Here is an 11,334-nt window from a genome sequence, read left to right as displayed (position 1 = left end):
CCTAAAAGCCCAGGCTCGAAAGCAGATCATCAACGTCGTCCTGCCCGGATACGACGTCTTCACGTATATCGGCATGCATCTGCGGACCTTCACCATTGGAAGGCAGTTTTTCTTGTTTTTTCATTTCCTGCTCGGCGCGCATCGCGTCGCGGTCGTGCTGGATGCCCGCCACGCGGTCAACCTGGCCGGCCATCAGCACCAGATTAAGCAGGTTACTTTCGAGTTCGGTAATGAGCCGGGTCACTCTTTTGATCACCTGACCGGTAAGGTCTTGGAAATCCTGAGCCAGCATGATTTCGCTAAGGTTCTGCGACAGCTGACTGCCATCGTTCATGCTGCGCTGGAGAAACTGGTCGATGCGCTTGACCAGCTCACGGAACTGTTCAGCGTTCATATCGCGCCGCATGAAACGCTGCCAATCAGCAGTGAGGCTCTGCGCCTCGTAACTCACGTAATTGACCAAGGGCGCCGATTCTTCAACCAGGTCCATGGTGCGGTTGGCCGCTTTCTCGGTCATCTCCACCACGTACGACAGCCGATCAGTCGCATCGGTGATCGGTGACGGATCCCCCCCGGTGGCACAGGTATCCATCTCGAGCTTTACGATGGCGTTGTGCAGCTCCCGGGTGAGCTTGCCAACTTCCAGGTAGATCCCGTGATTGCGCGCCTGATTGAGCTCATTGAACATCTGCGTCGCTTCGTCGAAACGACCCTGTTGCAGACTTTCAATCAATTGGGGTGCGTGAGCCTTCAGAGTTGCTTCGAACTCTGCCAGGGTTTGGTCTGCTTGCGTCATAGTGCCCTCGCGGCGTTACTGCTTCAGCCGTTGACGCGCTCGAAGATCTTTTCGATCTTCTCTTTGAGCACTTGAGCCGTGAATGGCTTGACCACGTAACCGTTTACGCCCGCTTGCGCGGCCTCGATGATCTGGTCGCGCTTCGCCTCGGCGGTCACCATCAATACCGGCAGATGCTTCAAGCGCTCATCGGCACGCACCGCGCGCAGCAAATCGATGCCGCTCATGCCGGGCATATTCCAGTCGGTGACGAGGAAATCGAAACTTCCGCTCTTGAGCATCGGCAGCGCAGTGGTGCCGTCATCTGCCTCGGCAGTGTTGGTAAAACCCAGATCGCGCAAGAGGTTCTTGATGATCCGTCTCATGGTCGAAAAGTCGTCGACGATGAGGATTTTCATGTTCTTGTCCAAGTACACCTCCGTAAATCCCGAATCGAGACCTGCTCACGGTCTGTTTGCGAGCCTCATGAATGAAGCTCGTAAGCGGTCTCTAATGCTTTTGTCGCAAACCGGTCGTTAACGCGCGCGCCACTCGCCAAGACGAGCCCGCAGACGGGCCGCGCACTGACTGTGCAACTGGCTCACCCGTGATTCACTGACGCCCAGTACCTGACCGATTTCCTTCAAGTTCAACTCTTCGTCGTAATACAGCGAAAGCACCAACTTTTCACGTTCGGGCAGGTTACTGATGGCCTCGGCCAACGCCTGTTGGAAACGCTCGTCTTCAAGATCGCGGGACGGTTCCGGATGGGTGCTGGCTGCATCCTCCTCGAACTCCCCGTGCTCGCCTTCCTGAAGCAGATCATCGAAGCTGAACAGGCGGCTGCCCAGGGTGTCGCCCAGAATGCCGTAGTACTCATCGAGACTCAATTTAAGTTCGGCCGCAACGTCCTGATCTTTAGCGTCGCGTCCTGTTCTAGCCTCAATTGCCCGAATTGCCTCACTGACCATGCGCGAGTTTCGGTGTACCGAACGCGGCGCCCAGTCACCTTTGCGCACCTCGTCGAGCATGGCGCCGCGGATGCGAATACCGGCGTAGGTCTCGAAACTCGCCCCTTTTCCGGCGTCATATTTTTTTGACGCCTCCAGCAAGCCGATCATGCCGGCCTGCATCAGGTCGTCGACCTGCACGCTCGCTGGCAAACGCGCCAGGAGGTGATAGGCAATGCGCTTGACCAGCGGTGCGTACTGATCGATGAGTTGATATTGCGAGTCTTTAGCCTGAGCTTTGCTGTAATACATACCGAATCCAGCCGCTATTGTTCGTTAGGCTCTGCGGCGGGCCTGACCAGGCGCTCCACAAAGAACTCCAGATGACCGCGTGGCGTTGCCGGCAACGGCCAAGTGTCCACCTTCTGCGCGATAGCCCTGAACGCCAGCGAGCACTTTGCGCGCGGGTAGGCCTCATAAACGGCGCGCTGCTTCTGCACAGCCTTGCGCACCGCTTCGTCATACGGGATGGCGCCGACGTACTGCAGCGCCACGTCGAGGAAGCGCTCAGTCACCTTGGTCAGCTTGGCAAACAGGTTGCGCCCTTCCTGCGGCGCATGGGCCATGTTGGCCAAGACCCGGAAGCGGCTGATGCCGTAGTCACGATTGAGCAGTTTGATCAGCGCATAGGCATCGGTGATTGACGTGGGCTCGTCGGTGACCACCAGCAACACTTCCTGCGCGGCGCGAACAAAGCTCACCACACCGTCACCAATGCCAGCGGCGGTGTCGATGATCAGCACATCGATATCATCGCCGATGTCGCTGAAAGCCTGGATGAGGCCAGAATGTTGAAGCGTCGACAGCTGCACCATGCTCTGAGTGCCGGAAGCGGCCGGAACAACACGTATGCCGCCCGGCCCCTGAATCAGCACATCGCGCAGGTCGCATTCACCGGAAATGACATCGGCCAGGGTGCGTTTTGTCGTCAGGCCGAGCAACACGTCGACGTTAGCCAGACCAAGGTCAGCGTCGAGCAATACCACTCGACGCCCGAGATCGGCCAGCGCCAAGGCCAGATTGACCGACACGTTGGTCTTGCCGACGCCACCCTTGCCGCCGGTCACTGCAATAACCTGTACGGGATGCATACCCATTTTCACACGCCTATCTCTTGCTGGAGCCCTTGGGCCATCGATGCGTTCAGCGGGAACGCGTCTTCTTTGTGTGTCTCTCGGAGCATTGCGTTCATCCGACCTTCCTAGAACCGTTGTACAGATCGGAGAACATGTCAGCCATGGTTTCCTCGCTAGGAGCCTCTTCCGATTGCAGGCTCACCGCGCGGCTGACCAACTGGTGACTGCGTGGCAGATGCAGGTCATCAGGAATGCGCGGCCCATCAGCGAGGTAAGCGATGGGCAGGTGCTGACTGATGATAAGACCAAGTACGTCACCCAAGCTCCCGGCTTCATCCAGTTTAGTCAGAATGCAGCCAGCCAGCCCGCAACGACGGTAGTTGTGCCAGGTGGCCTTGAGCACCTGACTCTGGCTGGTTGCAGGCAGGACCAGGTAATTCTTCGCTTTGATGCCGCGGTCCGCCAGGGCCTCGAGTTGCACCTTCATCATCGAGTCACCCGCTGGCAGGCCGGCGGTGTCGACAAGGATCAGGCGCTTACGGGCTAGCGGCGCCAAGGTTTTGCTCAAGGGCTGGCTGGGGTCCAGCTGAATGACCGGAACGTCGAGAATCCTTCCCAGGGTTTTCAGCTGTTCCTGAGCACCGATGCGGTAGTTATCCATGCTCGCCAAAGCGATGCTCTGCGGGCCGTGCTTGAGCACGTAACGCGCCGCGAGCTTGGCCAGCGTAGTGGTCTTGCCGGCACCGGCCGGGCCGACCAGGGCAATGACGCCGCCCTCTTCCAGCGGCTCGACCTTGCTGACCTTGATCGATTGCGCCAGATACGCCAACAACATCCGCCAGGCCTGGCGTGGCTCCGATACGGTCGAAACCTTTTCCAACAAGGCGCGCGACAGTTCGGCAGGCAGACCGATGCGCTGCAGGCGGCGCCAGAGGCCAGCCTGTTGGGGACGGCGGCTCTGCTCCTGTCCCCAGGCAATCGAACCGAGCTGCACTTCGATCAGTTCGCGCAGCCCCTGTAGCTCTGACTGCATCGCCTCGACCGCACGCGACTCGAACGACGAAGTTGCGGCAACCGGAGCTGCTTGGGCAGCCGCAGCCGGCTTTTCGTCAAGCAGCTGACGATCCTGGCCGACCGAACCACGCGATGGCGCGCTCATTTCGGCATGCGCGCTGGCAAGACGAGCCTGAGTCTTGCGCAGCTCGGCTTCCAGGGCCGGGTTCGGCTGCTTCGCCGCCGCCGACTCCATCGGATAATCAAGCACTGCGGTCAACTCGACGCCACCAGCGACCCGACGGTTTCCCGTGATCACGGCATCGGCGCCCAGCTCGTCACGAATCATCTTCATGGCGATACGCATGTCGGCTGCGAAGAAACGTTTGACCTGCATGGCCTGTAGCCCTCAGTTAATTCTGACCCACCGTCGAAACGATGGTGACCTGCTTGTTATCCGGTATTTCTTGATAGGCCAGGACATGAATGTTCGGTACAGCGAGCCGGGCGAATCGCGACAGCATCGCGCGGACCGGACCTGCCACCAGCAAAATCGCCGGCTTACCTAACATTTCTTGACGCTGTGCCGCTTCTACCAGAGAACGTTGCAACTTTTCGGCCATTCCCGGCTCGAGGAGGATGCCATCTTCCGAGCCTTGTCCTGCCTTCTGAAGGCTATTGAGCAATATCTGTTCCAACCTGGGTTCAAGCGTGATGACAGGCAGCTGCGGCTCAAGCCCGACAACGTTTTGCACGATTGCACGTGACAGCGCGACACGTACCGCAGCCACCATCGCGGCGGGATCTTGACTCTTGGCGGCAACGTTGGCGATGGCCTCAGCGATGGTTCGGATGTCACGCACCGGCACCTGCTCCTGTAGCAGCGCCTGCAGGACTTTAAGCAACGTAGACAGCGAGATCATCCCAGGCACCAGTTCCTCGGCAAGCTTGGGTGAGCTCTTTGCCAGCAACTGCAGCAGTTGCTGAACCTCCTCGTGGCCGAGCAGTTCATGGGCATGCTTGTGCAGTATCTGGTTGAGGTGGGTCGCCACTACGGTGCTGGCGTCGACCACCGTGTAGCCGAGCGACTGCGCCTGATCGCGCTGGCTGGCCTCGATCCACACCGCTTCCAGGCCGAAGGCCGGATCCTTGGCGGCGATGCCGTTGAGCGGGCCGAAAACCTGACCCGGATTGATCGCCAACTCACGATCCGGGTACACCTCTGCTTCCGCCAGGCTTACACCCATCAGCGTCAAGCGATAGGCGTTGGGCAGCAAGTCAAGATTGTCGCGAATATGCACCGACGGCATTAAAAATCCGAGGTCCTGGGACAGCTTCTTGCGCACACCCTTGATTCGAGCCAGCAGCTGTCCACCCTGATTGCGGTCGACCAGCGGAATGAGCCGGTAACCGACCTCCAGACCGACCATGTCCACCGCTGTCACATCATCCCAGCCCAGCTCTTTGGTCTCAGCTGTACGCTGGGCAGGGAGCATTTCCTGCTGCTTCTGCACGTCCTGTTCGGCCTTTTGCGTGACCTGATTCTTGCGATGCCAGATCCAGTAGGCGGCGCCGGCGGCGGCACCACCGAGACCAAGGAAGGACATGTGTGGCATGCCAGGCACCAGGCCCATGGCAATCATGATGCCTGCCGATACCGCCAGTGCTTTCGGCGATGCGAACATCTGCCGGTTGATCTGCTGCCCCATGTCTTCGGAGCTGGTGACGCGGGTCACCATGATGGCTGCAGCGGTCGACAGCAACAACGACGGGATCTGAGCGACGAGGCCGTCACCGATGGTCAGCAGTGCATATACCTGGCCGGCTTCACTGAAGCTCATCCCATGTTGAACCATGCCAATGCCGACGCCACCAATCAGGTTGATGAACAGGATCAGCAGGCCCGCAATGGCATCGCCGCGCACAAACTTGCTGGCACCGTCCATGGAGCCGTAGAAGTCCGCCTCGGAGGCAACTTCGACACGGCGCAATTTGGCTTCGGATTGATCGATCAATCCGGCGTTGAGGTCGGCGTCAATCGCCATTTGCTTGCCAGGCATGGCGTCGAGGGTGAAGCGCGCGCTGACTTCGGAGATTCGGCCGGCGCCCTTGGTGACCACGACGAAGTTGATGATCATCAGGATCGCGAAGACGACGATACCGACGACGTAGTTGCCGCCGATTACCACGTTACCGAAGGCCTCGATTACATGGCCCGCCGCCGATCCGCCCTCATGGCCGTTAATCAGCACCACCCGCGTCGACGCCACGTTGAGCGCGAGACGCATCAGCGTGGCGACCAGCAGAATCGTTGGGAACACGGCGAAATCCAACGGCCGCAATGCATAGACGCTGACCAGCAGCACGACGATCGACAAGGCGATGTTGAAGGTGAACAGCAGATCCAGGAGGAACGGCGGCACCGACAACATCATCATGCCCATCATCACCAGCAACAGCAGCGGCACACCCAGGTTGCCCCGCCCTGCGCCCGCTAGGCCATTGCCGAAATTGATGAGTTGCGTGCGATCCACGTAGACCCCGTCAGACAAGAACAAAGAATTGACGCGAAAACGCATCCTGTTCGAGCTATAGCAAGAAGGAGTCCAATTTTTGATCCCGCATCGATACGGCCCCATCCGCCCACGACGGGCCAATCGAACGCGCCTGGGCTGAGGCAGTCAGACAGTCGACGGGTGGCGTGACGCTGCCCTCCTTCAGTCAAACAGGAGCGTGCTATGAAACAGTGGTTAATCGCTGCAATGGCTAGCTGCGCCGCGGTTGGCGTGCAGGCCGAAACCCTTTCAGTCGAAATGAACAAGGTCAACGATCAAGGCGTTGCCAGCTCTGTCGGCACTGTGAAGATCGAAACCACCGATCAGGGTCTTGTATTTCGTCCGAATCTGTCAGGCCTGAACGCCGGCGCGCATGGCTTCCACGTCCACGCCAATGGCAGCTGCCAGCCTGCAGAGAAAGACGGCAAGCAGGCCGCAGCCGTTGCAGCCGGCGGCCACTGGGATCCGAAGAACGCTGGCAAGCATGGCGAACCTTGGGGTGAGGGACACATGGGTGACCTGCCCGTCCTGGTGGTTGATGCCGAGGGCAATGCCAACCAACCAGTCCTGGCGCCGCGCCTGAAGAGCCTCGGCGATCTCAAAGGGCATGCATTGATGGTTCACGAAGGCGGCGACAACTATTCTGATGAACCCAAACCGCTCGGCGGTGGCGGCGCTCGGGTGGCCTGCGGCGTGATCGAGTAACGCGGCTTCAGGCTTCAGTCGGGCTGGGCCTCTGCGACCCGGAGATCCGCATTGGTGGGCTGAAGCCCACCCTGCCGGGTACAAGTCGAATGATGACCGCCGTAGGGTGGGCTTCAGCCCACCAGTCCGGTAGGACGGCTCAACCCGCCAAGAAGATGAACACGGAGGACGGCGAACTAACCTACCGGACGGCTCCACGCCCAACGTTTCAAACCTCGAAACACCAAACTTCACACCGAGCGTATTCCCACTCGATCATTCATCGCGGCGCAAGTCCGGTGGAATGGGCAGACTGCTCAACGGATCTGGCCGCTTGCCCTTGCCGGAGCGGTACTGGCGTAGCTGATATACGTACGCCAGTACCTGGGCCACAGCGAGGTACAGCCCCGCTGGAATTTCCCGGTCGAGTTCGGTTGAGTAGTACACTGCTCGCGCCAGCGCAGGGGACTCAAGCACCGTCACCTTATGCTCGTTGGCGATTTCGCGAATCTTCAGAGCGACAAAATCCCCACCCTTGGCCACCAGCATTGGCGCCCCGCCTTTGCTGCCGTCGTATTTCAACGCTACGGCGAAGTGGGTCGGGTTGGTGATGACCACATCGGCGTCAGGGACGGCCTGCATCATCCGGCGTTGGGCAGCATCGCGCTGCAGCTGTCGAATCCGCGATTTGACCTCGGGCTTACCCTCGCTGTCCTTGTACTCGTCGCGCACTTCCTGCTTGGTCATCATCAGCTTCTGCTTGTTGTCCCAAAGCTGGAAAGGGACATCCACCGCGGCAATCAAAATCAGCCCGCAGGCCATCCACAGCGCGCACCAGCCGACCACCTCGACACTGTGCATGATGGCCAGATCCAGCGGCTGCTTGGCGATCGACAGCAGGTCGTCCTGATAGGCACTGAGCACGGCCAGCGCCACCGACAAAACAACGAGAAATTTGCCCAGTGCCTTCAGCAGCTCGACCAGCGCTTTGGTCGAGAACATCCGTTTGAGGCCTGGCCCGGGGTTCATACGACTGAACTTGGGTGCCATCGCCTTGGCTGAGAAAAGCCAGCCACCCAGCGAAATCGGGCCGATGATCGAGACGAGCAGCAGCACGATCAGCAGCGGCATGATGGCTTCCAGCGCAATCATGCCGCTCCCCATCAACAGCCTCACCATGGAGGCTTCGTCCAGCAGGGTTTCGCGGCTGAGCTCGAAGCTGCCCTGCATGATGGCAATCAGGCTGCCAGCCAGGCTGCCACCAGACGCCAATAAACCGCCAATGCCACCCAACGTTACCGCCACGGTGTTCAATTCACGAGAGCGGGCCAGCTGGCCTTTTTCACGGGACTCACGGATGCGTTTCTCCGTGGGTTCCTCGCTTTTATCGGCACCGCTTTCGCTCTCAGCCATGTACGGCCTCCGGCAGCATTAAGGAACGAATCAGCATCAGCGTAGACCGATCAGTTCGCGCAGCATCGCCAAGGCTTCACTGACGAAGGTCTGGTATTGGGCAAGAATGTCGGCCATGCCGATCCAGACGATGATCAAGCCGAGCACTAGCGTTAGCGGAAAACCGATCGAAAAAATGTTCAGCTGCGGCGCAGCGCGGGTCATCAGGCCGAACGCCAGGTTGACCACAAGCAGTGCCGTGATTGCTGGCAGTACCAACAACAGGCCGGCGCCGAGCACCCAGCCCAGCTTGCCGGCCACTTCCCAGAAATGGTTGGTGCCAACCAGCCAGCCGCCGATCGGCAGGGTAACGAAGCTTTCGGTGAGGATTTCCAGCACCACCAAGTGCCCATTCATCGCAAAGAACAGCAGAATCACCAGCATATTGAAGAACTGGCCGATCACCGGCACCGAAACACCATTAGCCGGATCGATCATCGACGCGAAGCCCAAACCCATCTGCATGGCAAGCAGTTGTCCGGACACGATGAACACCTGAAAGAACAGCTGAAGCACGAAGCCCAGCATGACCCCGATCAGGATCTGCTCCGCAATCAACACCAGCGCCTGCCCGCTCAGCGCGTCCACCATCGGTACTGCTGGCAGCCCAGGCACGAGGACGACCGCAATCGCGACCGCCAGATAGAGCCGAACCCGCATCGGCACCAACTGAGTACCGATGATCGGCATGCTCATCAGCAGTGCCGCAATGCGAAACAACGGCAGCAGAAACTGCCCGACCCAGGCGCCGATCTGCGCATCGCTGAGTTCAAGCACGGGCGCGCACCTGGCGCGAGGTATCGATCATCAGGGTCAACCGATGATCAGCGGAATGTTCTGGACCAGACCCTGGGTGTACTCCATCAGCTCTCGAACCAGCCAAGGGCCGGCCCAGATCAGCGTCAACAGCATGACCAACAGGCGCGGCAGAAAACTCAGGGTCTGTTCGTTGATCTGGGTGGCCGCCTGAAACATCGCCACCACGAGGCCGACCAGCAGACTGGGCACGACCAGCACGCCAACGATCATGGCGGTCATCCAGAGGGCCTCACGAAACAGGTCAACCGCGACTTCGGGTGTCATGCGTGTCTCCCTATAGGCCCTAGAGCGTGCCGAAACTACTGGCCAGCGTACCGATGATCAAACCCCAGCCATCGACCAGCACGAACAGCATGATCTTGAACGGCAGCGAGATGATCAGCGGCGAGAGCATCATCATGCCCATCGCCATCAGCACGCTGGCGACCACCATGTCGATGATCAGGAACGGGATAAAGATCATGAAGCCGATCTGGAACGCGGTTTTCAGTTCGGAGGTCACGAATGCCGGAACCAGGATGGTCAGCGGCGCCGCGTCCGGGGTCTGGATATCGGTCCGGCGCGACAGCCGCACGAACAGCTCCAGATCGCTTTCGCGAGTCTGCGCGAGCATGAAGTTCTTCAACGGCACCTCGGCCCGTGAAATCGCCTCGGGCGCAGACAGCTGCTGGTTTAGATAGGGCTGCACCGCCTCGTTGTTAATGCGCTCGAACACCGGCGCCATGATGAACAACGTCAGAAAAATGGTGAGGCCCACCAGGATCTGGTTCGACGGTGTCTGCTGCAGGCCAAGCGCCTGACGCAAGATCGAAAAGACAATGATGATGCGGGTGAAACTGGTCATCAGCATGACGAACGCCGGGATGAAACTCAGCGCTGTCATGATCAGCAAAATCTGCAGGCTGACCGAATATTCCTGCTGTCCTTGGGCATCCGTGCTTAGGGTAATGGCCGGTATCGACAGAGGATTGTCGCCCTGCGCGATCAAACCACCCGCATCCTGGCCCACAGCGAACGGGGCGGCCAGAATCAACAGGGCCGCCAACAACAATCGAAGCATCAGGGCTTGTCCTTATGGTCCCGCCCGAGCAGCTCCATTAGGCGCTGGGCAAACTCCGGGTTGGCCGGCTCGGCATCCGGCAGGTGTACCGGCTCCTCAAGCACATGCAGTGGGGTGATCCGACCGGCGCTCAGGCCGAGCAGCACTTGTTCACTGCCGACCTGCACCAGCACTAGCCGCTCGCGAGGGCCCAGCGCGTGGCTCGAGATCAGCTTGATCGCCTGGTTGCTGCGCGGGTTCAACTGCTGCATCCGGCGAAGTAACCAGGCAAGCAGAAAGATCAGACCGATCACCAGCAGCAGCCCAAGCAGCAACTTGGTCATCTGTGTGCCCATGCCAGTGCTGCTCATGCTTGCTGCGGGCTCAGCGGCCACCGCTGGCAAAGCCAGTAACAGCGAGGGGAGCGCCAGGAACCGCATGTCAGCGCAACTTCTTGATGCGTTCGCTCGGACTGATCACGTCAGTCAGACGAATGCCAAACTTTTCGTTCACCACCACCACTTCGCCGTGGGCGATCAGTGTGCCGTTCACCAGCACATCCAGCGGCTCGCCGGCCAGCCGATCCAGTTCGACCACCGAACCCTGATTGAGCTGCAACAGATTGCGAATGCTGATTTCGGTACTGCCGACCTCCATCGAGATCGACACCGGGATATCCAGAATGACGTCCAGGTTCGGCCCTTCGAGTCCTGCGGGCACAGCAGCCGACTTCGGGCTGCTACCAAACTCCTCCAGCGGCGCACGAGGCGGCGCCGGCGCTGCTGCCGGGCCCTGGTTCAGCAAGGCATCGATATCATCCTGATTGGCGTCACCGGCCTCGGCCAGTGCCGAAGCCCACTCGTCGGCCAGCGCCTGCTCCTCGGGGGAAGTGTTTTCGTGTTCATCTGCCATCGCTAATCCTCGACCGGCG

Annotated in this window: 13 protein-coding genes; 1 reads left to right on the top strand and 12 read right to left on the bottom strand. The window is 59.7% G+C overall.

The genetic code is table 11. The annotated features are described in order from the left end of the window. Position 1 precedes the first annotated feature (1 nt). The 6 genes from ACIGHL_RS01765 to flhA all read right to left on the bottom strand — a co-directional run bounded on the left by ACIGHL_RS01765 (position 2) and on the right by flhA (position 6,388). Positions 2-796, bottom strand: coding sequence for a protein phosphatase CheZ (locus tag ACIGHL_RS01765; protein ID WP_128119097.1), 795 nt, complete (start codon positions 794-796; stop codon positions 2-4). A 23-nt stretch (positions 797-819) separates the two neighbouring features. After that, positions 820-1,194 (bottom strand): chemotaxis response regulator CheY, encoded by a 375-nt coding sequence (locus ACIGHL_RS01760; protein ID WP_172830728.1) that lies wholly within the window; start codon positions 1,192-1,194, stop codon positions 820-822. A gap of 117 nt (positions 1,195-1,311) precedes the next feature. Continuing rightward, a complete protein-coding gene (fliA, locus tag ACIGHL_RS01755) occupies positions 1,312-2,037 on the bottom strand; it encodes an RNA polymerase sigma factor FliA (RefSeq protein WP_045425763.1) in 726 nt (241 codons plus the stop codon). Positions 2,038-2,051: 14 nt separating this feature from the next. Continuing rightward, positions 2,052-2,882 (bottom strand): flagellar synthesis regulator FleN, encoded by an 831-nt coding sequence (gene fleN, locus ACIGHL_RS01750; protein WP_045425761.1) that lies wholly within the window; start codon positions 2,880-2,882, stop codon positions 2,052-2,054. A gap of 91 nt (positions 2,883-2,973) precedes the next feature. Beyond that, positions 2,974-4,251 (bottom strand): flagellar biosynthesis GTPase FlhF, encoded by a 1,278-nt coding sequence (flhF, locus tag ACIGHL_RS01745; protein ID WP_127839674.1) that lies wholly within the window; start codon positions 4,249-4,251, stop codon positions 2,974-2,976. Between the two features lie 16 nt (positions 4,252-4,267). Continuing rightward, positions 4,268-6,388 (bottom strand): flagellar biosynthesis protein FlhA, encoded by a 2,121-nt coding sequence (gene flhA / locus ACIGHL_RS01740; RefSeq protein WP_128119096.1) that lies wholly within the window; start codon positions 6,386-6,388, stop codon positions 4,268-4,270. A 204-nt stretch (positions 6,389-6,592) separates the two neighbouring features. On the opposite strand from flhA, the gene sodC reads away from it, so the two are divergent. Further along, positions 6,593-7,114 carry a superoxide dismutase family protein gene (gene sodC, locus ACIGHL_RS01735; protein WP_128119095.1) on the top strand — a complete coding sequence of 174 codons (522 nt, stop codon included), beginning with the start codon at positions 6,593-6,595 and terminating at the stop codon, positions 7,112-7,114. Positions 7,115-7,369: 255 nt separating this feature from the next. Here sodC and flhB read toward each other — a convergent pair whose 3' ends face one another. From flhB to fliN, 6 genes are read right to left on the bottom strand one after another with little or no spacing between them, the layout of a single operon-like run. Continuing rightward, positions 7,370-8,506, bottom strand: a complete 1,137-nt coding sequence (gene flhB, locus ACIGHL_RS01730; RefSeq protein WP_128119094.1) for a flagellar biosynthesis protein FlhB — start codon at positions 8,504-8,506, stop codon at positions 7,370-7,372. Positions 8,507-8,542: 36 nt separating this feature from the next. Next, the gene (gene fliR, locus ACIGHL_RS01725) at positions 8,543-9,322 is read right to left on the bottom strand and encodes a flagellar biosynthetic protein FliR (protein ID WP_045425751.1); all 780 of its coding nucleotides are present in this window, start codon (positions 9,320-9,322) and stop codon (positions 8,543-8,545) included. A gap of 36 nt (positions 9,323-9,358) precedes the next feature. Beyond that, positions 9,359-9,628, bottom strand: coding sequence for a flagellar biosynthesis protein FliQ (gene fliQ / locus ACIGHL_RS01720; protein ID WP_045425749.1), 270 nt, complete (start codon positions 9,626-9,628; stop codon positions 9,359-9,361). Between the two features lie 19 nt (positions 9,629-9,647). Next, positions 9,648-10,424, bottom strand: a complete 777-nt coding sequence (gene fliP / locus ACIGHL_RS01715) for a flagellar type III secretion system pore protein FliP (RefSeq protein ID WP_045425746.1) — start codon at positions 10,422-10,424, stop codon at positions 9,648-9,650. Then, positions 10,424-10,843 carry a flagellar biosynthetic protein FliO gene (gene fliO / locus ACIGHL_RS01710; RefSeq protein WP_046162299.1) on the bottom strand — a complete coding sequence of 140 codons (420 nt, stop codon included), beginning with the start codon at positions 10,841-10,843 and terminating at the stop codon, positions 10,424-10,426. Before fliO ends, fliP begins: the two co-directional genes overlap by 1 nt. A 1-nt stretch (position 10,844) precedes the next feature. Further along, positions 10,845-11,315, bottom strand: coding sequence for a flagellar motor switch protein FliN (fliN, locus tag ACIGHL_RS01705; RefSeq protein WP_128119093.1), 471 nt, complete (start codon positions 11,313-11,315; stop codon positions 10,845-10,847). Between the last annotated feature and the right edge of the window lie 19 nt (positions 11,316-11,334).

This window comes from Pseudomonas sp. NPDC077451 (genome assembly GCF_044543345.1).
GTDB lineage: Bacteria > Pseudomonadota > Gammaproteobacteria > Pseudomonadales > Pseudomonadaceae > Stutzerimonas.
The sequence above is the reverse complement of the archived record's forward strand: the minus strand, read 5'-3'. Positions and strand labels throughout refer to the sequence as shown.